The sequence below is a fragment of the Holdemania massiliensis AP2 genome, from assembly GCF_000327285.1.
Lineage (GTDB): Bacteria > Bacillota_I > Bacilli_A > Erysipelotrichales > Erysipelotrichaceae > Holdemania > Holdemania massiliensis.
In genome coordinates this window covers 111,931-129,502 of the sequence record NZ_HE998567.1, presented here as the reverse complement: position 1 = coordinate 129,502, position 17,572 = coordinate 111,931, and the positions used below count along the sequence as shown (strand labels likewise).

Annotated in this window: 16 protein-coding genes; 3 read left to right on the top strand and 13 right to left on the bottom strand. The window is 49.4% G+C overall.

What is annotated here, in order from left to right; all coding sequences use genetic code 11:
- Positions 1 to 24 precede the first annotated feature (24 nt).
- The 11 genes from trmD to BN162_RS17540 form a co-directional block, all read right to left on the bottom strand.
- A complete protein-coding gene (gene trmD / locus BN162_RS00620; protein ID WP_020223109.1) occupies positions 25 to 798 on the bottom strand; it encodes a tRNA (guanosine(37)-N1)-methyltransferase TrmD in 774 nt (257 codons plus the stop codon).
- Positions 795 to 1,301, bottom strand: a complete 507-nt coding sequence (gene rimM, locus BN162_RS00615; protein ID WP_020223108.1) for a ribosome maturation factor RimM — start codon at positions 1,299 to 1,301, stop codon at positions 795 to 797. The genes trmD and rimM overlap by 4 nt, the downstream gene beginning before the upstream one ends.
- A 46-nt stretch (positions 1,302 to 1,347) precedes the next feature.
- Complete coding sequence (locus tag BN162_RS00610) at positions 1,348 to 1,602, bottom strand: KH domain-containing protein (protein WP_006060883.1); 255 nt, start codon at positions 1,600 to 1,602, stop codon at positions 1,348 to 1,350.
- A gap of 3 nt (positions 1,603 to 1,605) precedes the next feature.
- Complete coding sequence (rpsP, locus tag BN162_RS00605) at positions 1,606 to 1,878, bottom strand: 30S ribosomal protein S16 (RefSeq protein WP_006060882.1); 273 nt, start codon at positions 1,876 to 1,878, stop codon at positions 1,606 to 1,608.
- Positions 1,879 to 1,979: 101 nt separating this feature from the next.
- A complete protein-coding gene (gene ffh, locus BN162_RS00600) occupies positions 1,980 to 3,368 on the bottom strand; it encodes a signal recognition particle protein (protein ID WP_020223107.1) in 1,389 nt (462 codons plus the stop codon).
- 329 nt (positions 3,369 to 3,697) lie between these two features.
- The gene (locus BN162_RS00595; protein ID WP_020223106.1) at positions 3,698 to 4,786 is read right to left on the bottom strand and encodes a sensor histidine kinase; all 1,089 of its coding nucleotides are present in this window, start codon (positions 4,784 to 4,786) and stop codon (positions 3,698 to 3,700) included.
- The gene (vanR, locus tag BN162_RS00590; RefSeq protein WP_020223105.1) at positions 4,776 to 5,465 is read right to left on the bottom strand and encodes a VanR-ABDEGLN family response regulator transcription factor; all 690 of its coding nucleotides are present in this window, start codon (positions 5,463 to 5,465) and stop codon (positions 4,776 to 4,778) included. The genes BN162_RS00595 and vanR overlap by 11 nt, the downstream gene beginning before the upstream one ends.
- A gap of 80 nt (positions 5,466 to 5,545) precedes the next feature.
- Entirely contained in the window at positions 5,546 to 5,902 is a 357-nt protein-coding gene (locus BN162_RS00585) for a single-stranded DNA-binding protein (RefSeq protein WP_020223104.1), read from the bottom strand.
- Between the two features lie 168 nt (positions 5,903 to 6,070).
- Complete coding sequence (gene yfmH / locus BN162_RS00580) at positions 6,071 to 7,369, bottom strand: EF-P 5-aminopentanol modification-associated protein YfmH (RefSeq protein ID WP_020223103.1); 1,299 nt, start codon at positions 7,367 to 7,369, stop codon at positions 6,071 to 6,073.
- Entirely contained in the window at positions 7,353 to 8,228 is an 876-nt protein-coding gene (locus tag BN162_RS00575; protein ID WP_020223102.1) for a M16 family metallopeptidase, read from the bottom strand. Before BN162_RS00575 ends, yfmH begins: the two co-directional genes overlap by 17 nt.
- Positions 8,225 to 8,623: a hypothetical protein gene (locus tag BN162_RS17540; protein WP_020223101.1), complete on the bottom strand. Its 399-nt coding sequence runs from the start codon at positions 8,621 to 8,623 to the stop codon at positions 8,225 to 8,227. Before BN162_RS17540 ends, BN162_RS00575 begins: the two co-directional genes overlap by 4 nt.
- A gap of 283 nt (positions 8,624 to 8,906) precedes the next feature.
- On the opposite strand from BN162_RS17540, the gene BN162_RS00570 reads away from it, so the two are divergent.
- Both BN162_RS00570 and BN162_RS00565 read left to right on the top strand, forming a co-directional pair.
- Positions 8,907 to 9,506 (top strand): cysteine hydrolase family protein, encoded by a 600-nt coding sequence (locus BN162_RS00570; RefSeq protein ID WP_020223100.1) that lies wholly within the window; start codon positions 8,907 to 8,909, stop codon positions 9,504 to 9,506.
- Positions 9,507 to 9,509: 3 nt separating this feature from the next.
- A complete protein-coding gene (locus BN162_RS00565; protein WP_020223099.1) occupies positions 9,510 to 10,952 on the top strand; it encodes a nicotinate phosphoribosyltransferase in 1,443 nt (480 codons plus the stop codon).
- A gap of 614 nt (positions 10,953 to 11,566) precedes the next feature.
- On the opposite strand, the gene BN162_RS00555 is transcribed toward BN162_RS00565, so the two are convergent.
- Together BN162_RS00555 and BN162_RS00550 are read right to left on the bottom strand one after the other, a co-directional pair.
- On the bottom strand, positions 11,567 to 12,907 hold the full coding sequence (locus BN162_RS00555; protein WP_020223097.1) for a sensor histidine kinase: 1,341 nt from the start codon (positions 12,905 to 12,907) through the stop codon (positions 11,567 to 11,569).
- Between the two features lie 2 nt (positions 12,908 to 12,909).
- On the bottom strand, positions 12,910 to 13,623 hold the full coding sequence (locus BN162_RS00550) for a LytR/AlgR family response regulator transcription factor (protein ID WP_020223096.1): 714 nt from the start codon (positions 13,621 to 13,623) through the stop codon (positions 12,910 to 12,912).
- Positions 13,624 to 14,402: 779 nt separating this feature from the next.
- Here BN162_RS00550 and BN162_RS00545 point away from each other — a divergent pair.
- A complete protein-coding gene (locus BN162_RS00545) occupies positions 14,403 to 17,126 on the top strand; it encodes an InlB B-repeat-containing protein (RefSeq protein ID WP_020223095.1) in 2,724 nt (907 codons plus the stop codon).
- Positions 17,127 to 17,572 lie beyond the last annotated feature (446 nt).

Genomic DNA, 17,572 nt, shown 5'->3' with positions numbered 1-17,572 from the left:
CCCCTTCTGAAAACGCAATCCTTTTTATTCCAAATCCGGCTTGATTTCAGGACTTTCAAGCTGATTCAGCGCCTTGGCTTCCTCTTCCTCACGAACTTCATCGAGAAGCTTCAGTTCCTCTTTCGTAAACGCGCGGTGCTGAAGCAAATCCGGACGCACCTGCAGCGTCAGACGCAGGGATTCCTTCAGTCTGAACTTGCGGATATTCTCATGATGACCGGAAAGCAGAACCTCCGGCACCCGATGTCCGTCATAGTCCACCGGACGGGTATACTGCGGATATTCCAGCAGTCCGTTTTCAAAGGATTCATCAAGATGACTTTCTTCGGTGATCACCCCCGGCACCAAACGGGTCACGGCATCGGTGATCACCATGGAGGCCAGTTCCCCGCCGGTCAGCACATAATCGCCGATACTGATTTCCTCATCTGCATATTCACGGATTCGGGCGTCAAAGCCTTCGTAATGCCCGCATAAAAGAATCAGGTGTTCCTGTTTCTGCAGCTCGCGGGCCTTGGCCTGAGTGAACTGCTGGCCGGTCGGCGCCATCAAGAGCACCTTGCTGCTGGGCGTCCGGACGCTTTTCAAACAATCAAGCACTGGCTGGCATTTCATAATCATTCCCTGACCGCCGCCAAAAGGATATTCATCGACGCGGTTGTGCTTATCCTCGGTAAACGCCCGGATGTCGATCGCCTCGATTTCCGCCAGGCCTTTCAGCCGGGCCTTTTTAATGATCGACGTTGTCAGAAAGCCTTCAAACATTTCCGGAAACAACGTCAGGATCGTAATTCTCATAACAGCCCCTCGATCAGATCCAGCGTGATGGTCTGCGCCTGCAGATCAACCTGCTTGACGAAAACGTCAATGTAGGGAATTAATGCTTCTTTGCCGTCCGGTTTTTTCAGCCGAATCAGATTCTGCGCCGCCGAGGCTTCCATGCGTACGACTGTTCCTAGTTCATGCCCCTGCGGATCCACTGCCCTCAGGCCTTTCAGCTGGAAGAAATAATATTCCCCCTCCTCGAGCGGCGGCAAGGTTTCCTGATCGATGGCCAGTTCACAGCCTTTGTAGCATTCCACTTGATTGATATTGGTCACGCCTTCCAGCAGCACCAGCAGCAGTCCCTTGTGTTCTTTGACTGATGCAATCGTGACGATCTGATCTCCCTGAGGCATACAGATGGTCAGCGTCTGTCCCGGCGCGAAGCGTTCCTCAATAAAATCGGTATCCGGAACGACTTTTAATTCTCCACGAATGCCAAAGGTGTTCACGATTTTGCCGATGATCATTTTTTTCATCCCGACTCCTCCTTCTGCTTTGAAAAAAGGATGCAGGGCATCCTTCTTAATAAGACTCAAATTTTACCGAAATCCGGCGGTTTTCGATCCGAGCCGGCACGTTCATCAACTGCCGCAGTGCAGAAGCCATGCTTCCCTGGCGGCCGATCAGACGAGCGATATCCTCGCTCTTGGCATAGACCACTAACAGGATCTCGTTTTCGTTAAGACTTGGCAGCGACTTCACTGATACACTGTCCGGGTCTTCCACCATCGGTTTGACCAGGTTCAGTAAGACTTTCTCCAGATCGAGTTCTGCCATAAGTTACTTCGCGTTTTTTTCTTCGTGCAAACGCTTCATCAGACCTTCACCGGACAACAGATTGCGAACTGTGTCGGAAGGCTGTGCGCCGTTTCTCAGCCACTTCATTGCCAGATCTGCATCGATCTTGACCGTAGCCGGATTCGTTGTCGGATTGTAGTAGCCGATCGTTTCAATTGAACGTCCATCTCTTGGGAAGCGGGAATCCGCAGCAACTATTCTGTAAAACGGAGCTTTCTTAGCACCCATTCTCTTTAAACGCAGTTTAACAGCCATTTTTCTATACCTCCTGAAAATTACTTACTCATCATATCATAAAAAGAAAGCCTGTCAAGTGTTTTTCCTTTACAGGCTTATTTTTCTAACCGTTTTTCTGACTACCACTTCCGCCGGCGTGGATTAAGCGGAATATTCATGCCTTTTTTCTGTCCCATCAAGGCGTTCATGTTCATCTTGCCGCCTTTCTGCAGCTGGGCCATCTGTTTCATCATCTGCCGGGTTTTCTCAAACTGATTGACCAAAGCATTGACTTCCTGGACAGTAGTGCCGCTGCCGGCCGCAATTCTTTTCTTGCGGGAGGCACGCAGGATTCCTGGATCCTGACGTTCTTCTTTGGTCATGGAGCGAATGATCGCCTTGGAGCGGTTCATCTGCCGCGTGGTCTTTTCATCATCCATCTGCGATGCAAACTGATTGAGTCCTGGAATCATCTTCATGATGCCGCCCAACGATCCCAGCTTCTGAACCTGCTCGACCTGCTGCAGCATATCGTCCAGCGTAAAGGTGCCTTCCATCATCTTGCGGGCGCTCTTTTCGGATTGTTCCAGATCCATTTTTTCCTGTGCCTGCTCGACTAAGGTCATGATATCGCCCATGCCGAGAATTCGATCTGCCATCCGATCAGGATAGAAGACGTCCAGATCTTCCATCTTTTCACCTAAACCGATAAACTTGACCGGCACCTGGGTAATTGAACGGACTGACAGCACTCCGCCGCCGCGGGAATCGCCATCCAATTTGGTAACGACTAATCCGGTAACATTCAATTTTTCATGGAAAGCCTGGGCTACATTGATGATATCCTGACCGGTCATCGCATCGACGGTTAACAGAATATCATCCGGTTTCGCGATTTCCTTAATCTGAGCCAACTCTTCCATCAGCTCATCGTCGATATGCAGACGGCCGGCGGTATCGATCAAGACGATATCCGCGCCGCTTTCCTTCGCCCGTGCCAGACCCTGACGCACCGTTTCCACAGCCGGGGTTTCAATGCCTAACGAGAAAACCTCCGCACCAACTTCCTTGCCTAAAGTCTGAAGCTGTTCGATCGCTGCTGGACGGATCACGTCCGCGGCAATCAGCATCGGATGCTTATTATATTTCCGCTTCAAAAGCGAGGTAATCTTGCCAACCGAGGTCGTTTTACCCGTCCCCTGCAGACCGACCATCATAACGACAGTCATGCCGGATTCCTTAAAGTTCAGCGGTGCTTCCTTTTCACCTAAAAGCGCAACCAGTTCATCATGAACAATCTTGACGACCATCTGAGATGGATTCAGTGAGGTATAGACCTCCTGACCTACCGCTTTATCTTTTACATTGACTAAAAAATCTTTGACGATCTTGTAATTGACGTCTGCTTCCAGCAAAGCCAGCCGAACTTCCCGAAGCATGTCGTCCATGTTTTTTTCTGTCAGTTTCCCCTGGCCGCTGATATTTTTAAACGCTTTATTCAGCCGCTCTGTCAACGATTCAAATGCCATACTTGTTTCTTCCTTTCCTGCAAATTTCTTATCCGAGGTTTATTATATCAAGAAAAGCAAGGCAAAGCACTCTTTTCATTTCTTTTTAAACCAAATTCAGAAAAGAAGGCCTGAAAAACGGCCTTCTTTCGTTCAGTTTAAGCTTGTGTGACAATCTTTTTACGACCAACCGCCTTCTTTCAACCCACGCTCGTTCATTGAACAAAGTACGACAACATCTTTCGATCCGTTAATTGACTTCATATCCGTGAGAGATGCGGATTTCTCTATGTCCGTTGCTGCCGTTCGTGTTGTTTTTCGTCTTTCCACCAATCGAGGTGAAAGAATCCTTACTGACGCTTATTAAAATGCAGATGGAATTCAATCCGTTTGCCGATGCCGACAGCCCGGATCGTTCCGCCGTGCATTTCCACGATATCTCTGGCAATCGCCAGTCCCAGACCCGCACCGCCGGTAGAGGCACTGCGTGAAGGATCAGCGCGGTAGAACTTCTCAAACAACATAGGAATCTGATCCTCGCTGAGTTGCGGGCCGATGTTGGCAAACATCAGCTCCACCCCATCATTATTCTCTCGCATCGTAATCTCGATATCCGTGCCGCTGTCGCAATACGCCAGCGCATTGCGCAGCAGATTATCGAAAACTCGCGCCAGTTTATCCGCGTCGGCGTTGATCATGACGCCCTCCTGCAGCTGCAGTTTGCATTCTACCTGCCGTTCCTCAAATAACGGATAGAACTCATCCGTCAGCTGCTGAAGCATGATGCTTAAATTGACAGCTTCTTTGTTTAAGGTCTGTTTCTGCAAAGCAAACCGCGTGATATCAAAAAACTCATTGATCAGGCTTTCCAAGCGGTAACTCTTTTCCAGTGCGATCTGCGTATATTTCTCACGCAGTTCCTCGCTGATTTCTTTTTCATCATTCAATAAAGACAGATAACCGATGATTGAAGTCAGCGGTGTTTTTAAATCATGAGCCAGATAGACGACCAGATCATCCCGTTTCTGTTGTTCCTGCTGCTGTGCCTGTTCGCTGCGCAGCGTTTCAAATTTGATTGAATTCAGCTGATTTTCAATTTCCTTAAAATCCGTCGGAAGAACAACCAAGCCTTCATCCTTGTTAAAGACCTGATTGATTGATGTAATCATCTGCTCCAGATAATTGGATGTCTTGCGGATCGTAAAATAAATGACGACCATAATCGTTCCGGAAGCGATGATCAGCAGCAGCGCTTCCTTGTTGCGCACGCAGAATCGATAGAGTCCATTGTCCAGCGAAGAAAGGAAATTCGCAATGAAATCATTCAAAATCCCATCAGCCAACTTTAATCCGAATAAAAGCAATACGATGGCGCCGATAATCTGCAGGCTTAACTCCAGAAACAGCCGGATCTTAAATCGCCGCAGACTATTTTTCAATTTTATACCCCATTCCCCATACTGTCTTGATAAACTTCGGATTACGCGGTTGTTCATGCATTTTTTCACGAATCCGGCGAATGTGAACCATGACCGTATTGTTGGACTCAAAATACTTTTCCTTCCAGATGTTTTCAAACAGATCCTGCGAACTGATCACCTTGCCGCGGTTTTCGCACAGCATCTGCAGAATCGAAAATTCGGTCGGCGTCAGATTCAGCTTCTCCCCATACAGCGTGCATTCATGGGTGCTGCAGTTTAAGATCAGTCCCTGGAAATCAATGATATTCTCATCCCGTTTCTGGGAATTATAGCGCATATAACGGCGCAGCTGCGCTTTGACTCGGGCTGTCATCTCCACCGGATTAAACGGCTTGGTAATATAATCATCAGCGCCGATGGTCAGACCTGTGATCTTATCAATATCCTCGCCCTTCGCTGTCAGCATGATGACCGGATAATTATAATGGCAGCGGATTTCCTCGCACAGATGAAATCCGCTGCAGTCTGGAAGCATGACATCGAGAACCGCAAGATCAAATTTGCAGTCACGAATTAATTTCTTAGCTTCCGTTCCGCTGTACTCAACGGTTGTTTGGAATCCTTCGTTTTTCAGATAAACCGAAACCAGCTGAGCGATTTCCGCATCGTCATCCACGATCAGAATTTTCTCATTCATCTTTATCCCTCATTTCGATTTCAAGTATAGCCTATAAACGAATTTCCAACAATCTGCAAATTCTTACAAAGAAATAAACGTCATGCGCTCTGTTCAGCCAGCGGCGGATTATTGATCGGCTTAACCGAAATAAACGAAACCTTCTCCGCCACCACTTCTGCGTTGTAATACATCGGACCTTCTTTCGGCTCATAGTTGTGCGCCTGCAGCCGTCCCTTAACCGCGACGACAGAACCCGGCCGCAGCAAATCTGCACACGTTTCCGCAAGCCCGCGCCACAGGACAACATTGAAAATATCCTGATCGTACTCTCCATTGCTGTTGCGGAATCCCCGATCGACCTCCAGCAGCATCGTTGCGATTTTTGTCCCGGCGGCTGTCAGACGAATTTCAGGAATTTCTTTGACCTTTCCTACCAACACTGTAAAATTTAACATAGCTTTCCTCCTTGCTTTCCCATTATGGCGCAGACTAAAGATTCTGACAAATCGGCAAATTCGACCTTTTTTTATTGGTTAGCTGGACGTAAAGGGGAAAACTTGACAAAAAAAACGGAGAAGTCTAAATTCCCCATTTTTCTAAAATTTCTTTATTTTAATTCTGACTTACGCTTGAGGCTGTCCTTCATCCGGACTGATTTCAACCACGCTGCGCTGCTCAAACGACAGTGATTCAAATGCATCCTGAACCTGCTTCTGATCCAGCTGATCAATGATTTCCAGCGTATCGAAGAAGCTGACGCCATTGAACTGATTACGGATCATCGCCACGGCAATATCCTCCATGTTATTAAACGTCCGCATCGCTTCGCCAAAATACCGGCGCTTTAACAGCTGCAGCTGCTGATAATCCATCGCCCGTGTCTTCAACGCGTTCAGTTGCTCCTCGACAAACTGCGTAAAGGCCGTGGCATCTTCCGTTTCATTGTAGAACATCATCATCGCGTAGTCCTTGCCCAGATCAATTTCATAGCCGAAATAATCGTTAATGACCTCGTTGTCCAGCCACTTCTGATAATCCGGATTCAGGGAACTGAAATGGGATTCAAGCAGACAGCGAATCGCCCACTCCCGACGCACCCGCTCTTTGGCCGAAGTTGTTAACGGCGCAAATTTGTAAGCTACGCTGACCTTGCGAACCGCCACGTCCATCGGGATCACCGTATGACTGGACACGACAGCTTCCGGCTCTTCTTCCAGATAACGACCAACGTCTTTGGCCTCAGCAAATGACTTCGGCTTCTGATTTTCCTCAATCCATTCCAGCAAGGTTTCCGGATTCTGCGGACCGGCCACGATCAGCGTCATGTGGGAAGGATGATAGTTAAGCTCATAGCAATCCTGAAGCTGCTGCCGGGTTGTCGCATTGACGCTCTGCTCATCCCCACCGATATCGCGGTTAAGCGGATGCTTGTGATACAGCGCTTTAAACGTTTCAAAAAACAAACGGCTGTCCGGCATCTGCAGGTACATCTTCAATTCCTGATTGATGATGCCCTTTTCCTTTTCCACCGATTCATCGGTAATCCGCAGATCCTGAACAAAATCAATCAGCAGATTCAGCGGTTCCTTTAAATCTCCATGACTGGTCGTAAAATAATAACAGGTCTCATTATAGGACGTAAACGCATTGACATTCGCTCCCATCCGCGAAAAGTCTTCCATAACATCGCCTTCATCCGATTCAAACAGCTTGTGCTCCAGAAAGTGTGCAATGCCGCTGGGAAAATCAAGATGATTTCCAGCCTTATCGATCTGCCGGTAATCCAATGCTCCATAGGGTGTGGCAAAGACGACTGCCGTGCTGACAAAATCCGGCTTATGCCAGAAAATCAAGTTCAGACCGTTGTCCAGCGTATGGGTATACCACGTTTCATCAAATTGGGCATTAACAATTTTCTTCATGGACATCCTCCTTTTGAATCAATGCGAACACAGCTTTGCACTGCATCTTGGCAAACAGCTTCATGATCGCTTTGCGGTCAACTTGGCGGATCTGATCGCTGATCTCTTCGAGTTTCTGAGCCTGGCCTAAAAGACAGTTCTGGAATTCACGGTTGATCATCGAAACCGGATCATCTTCAGAAGCAAGAATGGAGTTGATCAGCATTTCCTTCGCCGTGCTGAGCATTTCCTCATCAAAATCCCCGTCGGCCATCCGCTTTCGCTGCTGCTCAATCAGTTCTTTGACTTCCTCCAGATGGGATCCATCGATGCCTGTGCTGACGCTCATCACCCCATCATAGGAAAGAATGCTGGAATAAATGGAATAACATAAGCTGCGTTTTTCACGGACTTCCTGAAATAACAGCGAGGTCGGCAGCTGGCCGAAAATGCAGCTGCCAGTTCGCAGCGTCCAGTAATCCGGACTGCTTAAAGCAACATGCGTCGGATACATCATGACTAACGCCGTCTGATCAATCGCACGGGTTTCCGATTTCTGCCGCAGCTGATCACTTTCCGTTAAATACTCACTCTTGATTTTAAGCTCCCGGCCCTTCAGTGGAAAAGCATGCTTCAACAGCCGCGTTACGGTGTCAGCTTCCACTTGGCCCTCCACAAAGATATCAATGCGGTCCTCACAAAGCATTTTTTCATAAGCTTCACTGACTTGTTCTAACGTGATCGCTTCCGCTTCCTTTAACGTTGGCAAAACGCTGATCCCCAGCGCCTGGCCTTCGCCTAACAGCTTTGCGCACTGCGCAGCGGCGTACGCCGCCGGATTGTCGCTGCGGCGCTGAATCATCGCTTTCAGATTGATCATGGCTTCCTTAAATAAAGCCTCGGACAGCTGTCCTTCGGTTTTAACGGATGCAGCAGAAACTCGGAGGCCAGCGCAATCTGCCGCTGAAGCAAATCACCGCCGACATATTTTTCATTTAAGGTCTTAATTCGGAATTCTAAAATCTGTCCCTGACCATACGTCGTTGTGCGGGCGGATGCGCTTGCTCCATACAGCCCGTCCAGGCAGCACGAAACTTCCCGCTTTGTCGGATATTTTTCACACCGGTCCGCCAGCATCAGAGCCAAGACTGTTCTGACCCAGCTGTCCGGGGTTTTCAGCTCATTAAAAAAACGGAATGACAGGATGACGTCCTTAAATTTTCCGGTTTCCAGAATATGAATTTCAACATTTTTGCATAGTGTTTCTGATCTCATCAAACGTTCCTCCTTTGTTACTTAGTATATCCCACTTTCCCGGCAAAAAACAGAAAATCTTTCCTGATGCCGGTCTTGTAAATCTGCTCGCAAAGCTCTGCCGGCGCTTTTAACCGCAGTTTTTTTCGCGCCTTCGGCTATAATGAAAGTTAAGGAGCTGATCATTGGAATAACAAATTCACCGTGAAGTGAAAAAACCCGGCAAAATCCAACGATTTCGTTTTCATCGTTTGAAAATTTTGTTATGATAAACAATAAGCAAAGAAGAAAAGAGGCCAAAGAGATGAAAACAGAACTTTTTCTCAGAGAAAAAGACGACCAGTCCTTGTTGGTCGTCGTCGACATGATCAACGGCTTTATCCATACCGGAGCCTTAGCAGATTCTAAAATTGACCAGATCACCCCGGCTGTGCTGGACACAGTAAAAAACTATTTAAACTGGAATTTCCCTGTCCTTGCCTTCCGTGACTGTCACAATGAAAACGCCATGGAATTTTCCAGCTTTCCGCCGCATTGCTTGAAAAACAGCGAAGAAAGTGAACTGATTGACGAGCTGAAGCCTTTTGCCGATCAATTTATCATTCTGGATAAGAATTCGACCAACGGATTTGTTCAGCCGGATTTTCTGGAAGTGTTCCAGCAGATGACAAATTTACGTTCGGTTATGATTGTCGGCTGCTGCACAGATATCTGCGTTCTGCAGTTTGCCTTATCTTTAAAAGGGTATATTAATCAGAATAATCTGGGAATTGAGGTCATTGTCCCAAGGAATCAAGTCGCAACTTTTGACGCTGAAAATCACAGCGCTGAAGATTACGGTCATTGGGCTTTGAAATTGATGGCCAACGCCGGAATTCATGTCGTTGGCGGCAAGGAGGAATAACAAATGCAGCCTGAGGATTTAATGCTTTTAACCGATTTTTACGAGTACACGATGGCCTATGCGTACTTTAAAGAAAACAAGCATGAGGAAATCGCCTATTTTGACATGTTCGTGCGGACGATACCGGACGGCGGCGGTTTCTTAATTTTAAACGGTCTGCATCGGTTTATCGATTTCGTTCAGAATTTTCATTACACAGAGGCTCAGATAGATTATCTGCGGCAAACAGGCTGTTTTGACGAGGATTTCCTGCATTATCTGAAAACCATGACAATGGACGTCGACGTCTGGGCAATTCCGGAAGGGACGCCGGTCTTTGCCAACGAACCGCTGGTTACGATTCGCGGCACCTTGATCCAGGCGCAGATTCTGGAAACAATTCTGCTTCTGTGCATCAATTACCCAACCTTGACAACCACTAAAGCCTACCGTATTGTTCGCGCCAGCAAGGGACGGGCTGTTCTGGAATTCGGAACACGCCGGGCTCATGGCTATGATGCGGCCGCGGAAGGTGCCCGCGGCGCCTATATCGCAGGATGCGCAGGTTCTGCCTGCACGATTGCTGGACAGAAATACGCTGTTCCCGTCAGTGGGACGATCGCCCACAGCTACGTTCAGCTGCACGACAGCGAGCTGGAAGCCTTCCGGAGCTATGCCCGAGTTTCCCCGGACAATTGTATTCTACTTGTCGATACCTATGACACGCTGCATTCCGGCATTCCCAACGCGATTAAAGTAGCCCAGGAGGAATTAATTCCGAAGGGTCATCGTTTAAAAGGGATCCGAATTGACAGCGGCGATCTGGCTTATCTGTCAAAGAAAGCACGGAAAATGCTGGACGCTGCCGGTCTAACAGACTGCAAGGTTGTCGTTTCCAATTCGCTGGACGAATTCTTAATCGACGATCTGATCATGCAGGACGCGAAGATCGATACATTCGGCGTTGGCGAAAATATGATTACCGCCAAATCCACACCTGTCTTGGGCGGCGTCTACAAAGTTGTCGCACATGAAAAAGACGGACAGATCATTCCGAAGATTAAGATCAGCGGCAATGTGGAAAAGCTGACCAACCCCGGTTTTAAGAAAATCATCCGCTTCTACGATAAGGAGAATCATCAGGCGATCGCTGATCTGCTGGCGCTGCGCGATGAGGTAATTCCGGAGGATGAATATGTATTATTTGATCCGCAGGCGCCATGGAAACAAAAGCGGATCAAGAACTATGAAATGCGTGAGCTGCAGGTTCAGATTTTTGATCATGGAAAATTAATTTACAACGTTCCGTCAACAGAAGAAGTCAAGAATTACTGTATGCAGCAAATGAATACATTGTGGGAAGAAGTCAAGCGGCTGCGTTATCCGCATCGTTATTATGTCGATTATTCCCGCAAGCTCTACGATTTGAAACAGGAACTGATTGAAAAAAACACAATAAAAATCTAATTTTCTCAGCAGGCTGTAACGCAAGGTAAAAAACCAAAACATTACAGCCTTTTACTATGAAGAAAAGAATAAAAGCAAGAAAACTAGAAAGAAAGTAGACGAACGACGGGTGGCCAAGAAAAATGGGTGAATAATGCAAGAACTTTATAAGAAAAGATCAGAATCCAAGTCTTCCGGCATGAAGATCATCGCAAAAAACCAGTCTGCCCTTCCATGGGTTTGTCTGGTTCTTTTTGTATGGAATTGGCTGTCAAAAATGCAAATACCGCGCTATCCATTCCCTGCGCTGCCCATTGTTTTAAGTCGATTCAGGATCATCAGTCCGTCCTAGAGGAAAGTGGAATATCAATCCAGTTTCAGGATGCCAAAACCATTCCGCTGGGATCATCCCTATTTTTTCATTTCTCTCCCTGTTTGTTTGATATAATCCGGACTTCATCACGAATTCACCGCTCACTTTCACGAAGATTATAGTGTTAGTCCCATTGGCTGCAAAGATCTTCTTTGCCTTCATCCCTGCTTTATCACAATCTGTTTTTGATCCGCTGTTTCTTTCTTTGCCACTGAACAAATGTTTGGGCAGTCACTCACTGGCTCGATAAGCCAAACATCATTCACCTGACGGCGTACAGCAGCACCGAAGCGGTAAAGGTGTCCGGGGTGCAGGTGAAGTCAGCCAGCCCACCGTAGCGTTCCGCCATCGCCCGGACGCTGTTGATGCCTACGCCTTCGGCGTTATTCCGGCCTGGCTTGCCGGACAAAAAACGCCCTCCCTCATGACAGATCACACCGCTGTAGCCGTTTTCCATGCGGATTAAGATTTGTTCCTCCCGAATCTGTATACGCAGCCGGATAAATCTTCGGTCGGCAGCTGCGTCCAGGGCGGCGGCCACGGCATTTTCCCACAGATTGCCCAGGATAACCGCCAGATCACTGCCCGCGATACCTGAATCCTTAGGCAGCGACGCGTTGATGAAAACCTTCACGCCCGCCTGCTTTGCCAGCGCTTCATAGCGGCGGCAGAGGGTATCGGCCACCAAGTTTTCGCACAGCGGCGGCTGGATCGCCTCGGCCATACTCCCTTCATAATCCTTAAGATAAGCAAGCGCTTCCTTGACCTCTCCCTTTTCCAGCAAGCCCCGCAGCACCTGCACGTGCTGTCTGCGGTCATGACGGATCCGCTTCATCTCCTCCGAGTGGCTCTCCAGATCCTCCACCCGCGCCCGCTGTAAATCAAGCTGGTGGGCAAGCTGGGCGCGGATTTCCGCTTCCTTTGCCGCGTTGGCCGCCTGAAATACGGCGGAAGCCATCTGGGAATAAGTCACAAAGGCACACAGGCAAATGATGATGCGAAAACCGTTGGCCATCGTGAAATTGTTGCTGACGAAATAAAGGTTGCTCTGCATGAAATATAAGAATACAAAAAACAGGGGAATGACCCACAGCCGGGAATGCTGTTTGGATTCAGCTGCCAAAAGCTTTTGATAAAGCTTTTGACAAAAGACCGCCAGCGGCAGGGTAATCAGCAGGCGCGGGATGCCGAAGCCTAAGATGTCGGCGATGGTAAACATTCCCTCCGCTAAAGCTGGAAAGAAAAGTCCGTATAGTAAATACGTCACAGCCTGACAGAATTGAAGGGTCTGAATTGAGAGAAGCAGGACAAAGACCAGACGGCTCCAGCTTTCATTGCAGGCCCACCGCAAAAGAAGTATGCCGGCTATAAGCCACGCCGGAAGCGCAGTAAAAGTATAATCTATCGCGATAGGGAGCCAATCATTGACATAGAGCGCCGCGCCAAGGCTTGCGGCAGCCCCGAAAAGGGTCAGCGCTGCCGCCAGTCCGCACAAGATCGACGTCCGCACCCGCAGGCGTTCTTTGAGGACATAAAGACAAAAGAAGATGGTCATCGCTATGTCAATAACCCATATGAGATACTCGGAAAAAATCGCTTCCATTCTCATTCCTCCATCCGTGCGAACACATACGCCATGTACCGGCTTTTCAGAGCGGCGCGGCCATCCCGGGAAAGCGGAATTTCCCGCCCGTCCTGCATGAGAAGGCCATCTTTGTTCAACCGCTTCACAAAATCCATATTCACGATAAAGTAGCGGTAACAGCGCAGAAACGGATCACCGCCCAAGGCTTTCTCCAACGCGGACAAGGACTGGTTTACCGCCAGCTCGCCCTTGATGGTATGCAGCACGGTCTTGTGGCCATAAACCTCGATGTACTTAATCCCGGAAACATCGATATCCACTTCATCCCGCCCGACAATGACCCGCACCCTTCGCGTCGTGATCTGCATCCGGTTCTGCACCCGCCGCATCGCTTCGCAGAAGGCGTCCCAGCTGACCGGCTTCAAGAGATAATGGGCGGCCTCCACGTCGAAACCGTCCGCGTAATGTTCAGTGCTGGTCGTGATGAAGACCAGCGCTCCCCGATACCCCTTGCCCCGCAGGATGCGCGCCGCGTCGACTCCCAGCGCCCCGTCCATATAGATATCCAGAAACATCACGTCGGCACTTCTGGCCTCTCGGCTGTTCAGCAGCGCCCCGGCATTTTCAAACTCCAGATTGGCGATGGGCAGATGCTTTTCCTTCGCGTACCGGGCGCAAAACCCGAGCAGGATTTCCCGATCGGCCGCCCGATCGTCGCAGATCACAGCCATCATGTTTCTTCCTCCCTTCCGCAAGATGAATCATCGAATTGATAACTTGTCAAGGTCATTATATCATGGAAAGCGGCTGTCCTGCGGCCAATAACACCGGCTCAGGCTGCGGGGGAACGGCTTAGGCTTTTTCGATGGCCTCCAAGCGATAAAATTGCGATAATGAAATTACATAAAATCACGGGAGCCGAAAAGCGTCCTTCGTGAAACTAAAGGCTGCGCCCAAGGGGTACCCCTTGTCTTGCCTCCTGCCTAGGCAAGACAAACATCCCTCGGCCCGCTGTTTTATAGGATCGCCAGACGGCGCTCTAGCGGCAAAGGAGGAGAAACAAATGAACGGAATGAGGAAAATCAGGCTGATCACACGGATAGCACTATTTGTGCTGATGCTGCTGCCCATGACGGCCTTCGCTGAGGACGAGGGCTTTACATGGGAACCACAAAACCCACGGGTGGGGGAACGTGTGACTTTCACCGGGCCAGACACCGACAGCTCCCATGGCCAGCCCGTGACCCAGTGGACTTGGACATGGCCTAACGGCGCGCGGATAGTGAGTATAGATACTAACGTTTCTAACTATACGTTTACAACTGCAGGGAAAAATACTGTTAGACTGAATGTTATATATGACAATGGCCAAGAGAGAACTTTCTCTCATGACATCATCGTCAGCAAGTATCAGCCGAAAGTTGATATTACTAGCGGCAACGGCATCGCGGATTTCACAGCTAAAGTAGGGGACGTCGGTGACAGGAATGTCATATTCTACTTGCCACGCGGCATGCCCAAAAGTATTCAAGCGACGTATTCCATCGGACAGGTAAGTGTTACTGGCAAGTGTTATTCTAGCACATTTGGCGGAAACGACTTTCTTTGTGACGCTGCCAGGCTCAACAGCCTGCCGGCGGGGGATTATCCGATCAAACTATCCTCCCCGGGTAGTGATCAAGTTGAGGGGTTCGATCTCACCCTGGGCACAGCACATATCGAGGAGAAGTATCAGCCGAAAGTTGATATTATTGGCGGTGATGGCAGCGCGGATTTCACCGCTAAAGTAGGGGACGTCGGTAACAGGGATGTCGATTTCAGGTTACCACCCGACATGCCCAAAAGTATCGAAGTGACGTATTCCATCGGACAAGTAAGGGTTACTGACAATATTTCTTTTGGCCAATACAAACAGACTTTGGACAGTGCCGACCTCAACAACCTGCCGGCAGGGGATTATCCGATCAAACTATCCTCCCCGGGGAATGATCAAGTCGAGGGGTTCGATCTTACACTGGGGACAGCGCATATCGAGAAGTATCAGCTGAAAGTTGTAGCTATTAGCGGCAATGGCGGCGAGGATTTCACTGCCAAGGTGAAGGATGTCGGTGACAGGCACGTCATTTACAGCTTGCTCTGTGAAAAAGAAGATAGTGTCGAAGTTACTCATTCCATCGGATCATTAGCGTTTACCTGGCAGGTGAATTTTGGCGTAAAAGATGGAAAGAAGTTTACTCAATATCTCTCTGCTGCCGACCTCAACAGCCTGCCGGCGGGGGATTATCCGATTAAACTATCCTCCCCGGGTAATGAGCGAATTGAGGGGTTTGATCTCACTCTGGGCACAGCACATATCGAGAAGTATAAGCCGGTGTTCGCCGATAACAATCATTCAGCAAGATATGCGGGTGATTCTGCGGGCTTGCAGCTGATGCTGATAAGTGGTAAGGAGGGCTATCCGGAAACGATTTCGTATACAGTAACAATCAGCGATAAAGTATTGATGTCCGGTCAGATCAACGCCTACGATGATACGCCTACTTTCAGTGTGGGAGGACTGAATTTTATGAACCTGATTCCGGGAATCTATGACATCAAGCTCAAAAGTGAGGAAACAGAGCATAACCAATCTGTGCAGGCGAGGATCGGCACCTTGACTGTCGCGGGTGTGACAGGCGTAGAGATCATGCCATCGGCTTCCACCGTTGAAAAAGGCGGCACACTGCAGTTTGACGCTGATGTTAAGAACGTCAGTACTTCGGATTGTCCGGTTGAGGATACGGTCATTTGGGCGGTGAGCGGCAATCATTCAAGCAAGACGGTGATCGACGCAATGGGCCGCCTGAGCGTGGGCGCCGATGAAAGTGCGGATACCCTCACTATTCAGGCGGAAAGTGTCCATGAAAATGGTTTGTTGGGTAAGGTGAAGGCTAGTACAAGCGTTACGGTCCTGCCGCCCGCGGTCACAGGCTTAACGGTGAGTCCTGCAAGTGTTACCGTCAGTCAGGGCAAGCAGCACCAGTTCCGCGTCAGCGTAGCGGTGGTGAGCGGCGCAGATGACCGTGTTCAATGGACGGTAGAGGGCAGCCGGTCAGCGAAAACGAAGATCGACACAGCGGGGTTGATGACCGTCGGTCCGGATGAAAGTGCGGATGTGCTGACGATCCGGGCCACTTCGATGTTTGATACAAAGCAAAGCGGAACCGCGCAGGTAAAGGTCACGAAATCCCAGCCGGCGGGTGCCGATCCGGCTCCTGACCCCGTTTACAGTCTGACCATTCAGGCCGGCGCGGGCGGAACGATCATAACGGGAACTAACGGCAGCTACCCAGCGGAATCGCCGGTTTTCCTGCAGGCCCAGGCTGACGCTGGCTATGAATTTGCCGGCTGGAGCTCCTCAAACGGAGGCCGTTTTGCCAATTCAGGCAGCCTCAGCACAACCTTTACAATGCCGGCGCAGGCGACCGTGGTTACCGCCGCATTCCAGAAAAAGAACAGCGTTTCACATGCCTTGGATTATACCGACCAGACCTTGACCGATCCTTCCGGCGTGCGGGTGAGCGGCTTATTCACAGACGGCGCGGTTCTGGAGGCTGGAGATAAGCTGCCGCACCTTGAGGGAGATTGCGACGGGTGCGACGGCATCCGCGAGCGGCAGAAAAAAGGCGAGCTGATTATACTTTTTGACCTCAGCCTGAAATCGGGTAAGTATAAAGGTGAGCTTCAAGTAGAAATTCCAGTGGGAGAAACGTACAGCGGACAGACCGTTGAGATTCTCCACTGCCATGAAAAAGTCTTGGAAAGCCGGACGGTTACCGTCCAAAACGGCATGGCCGCCGGCACCTTCTCCAGCCTGTCCCCTTACGCCGTATTCAAGGTTCAGGCCAGCGCCGAAGTCACGGGTCTGCCCGAGAGCTATACGCTGATGACGGGAGAAACGGTGAGCTGGACGCCAGTCCCTGCGGGCGGGGTCTGGAGCTGTGACAGCGACCTGCTGGAAATGACCGCAAGCGGCGATACCTGCACCTTCAAGGCGCTGAAAGAGGGCACGGCTGCCATCACTTATACTGTGGATGATGCAGCTTTCACGATAACCCTGACTGTCCATTCTTCCGCGGCTTCGCAGCCGAACGCTTTAAGCAGTGTCTGGCTTTGGGCGCTGCTGGCGGCCGGGCTTCTGGGATGCACGGCGCTGGTGACGGTCAAAAGAAACAGCGGCAAAAAACGAAACGGATAAGTTGAAAAAACGGTGAGCTAGGACAGAAAAATTTGCGGCGAAACAGCGGCTCAACGCTAATCCTTGATCATGACCGGCCAGACCTGATCTCTTCTACGGGCGCCGATGATTGCGGAATAGATTTGCATGACTTAAAAAACGGTTCCCCTGCCTCGTTAAGGAGCTGGAAACTGCCCGCCGACAGAAAATACCGCCAATTTCATCGAATCTGGAAAAAGTTCTATATCCTCATTAAAGCCGTCGAAACTACGAAGATCGACGGCTTTTAAATTACAAAGTATACAATTAGAGTAATACAGAAACATTAGGAATGTCCTTGTTCCTTTTACGGAAAGAAAGAGCTGTGATCTTTTCAGTTTTTGTTCAGTTTGGGGCAGCGCTGGCATTTCTTATTCAATGAAGCAGACTGATAAAGCCTTGTTTGTCGCTTTGCCTGTCTGCCTTTT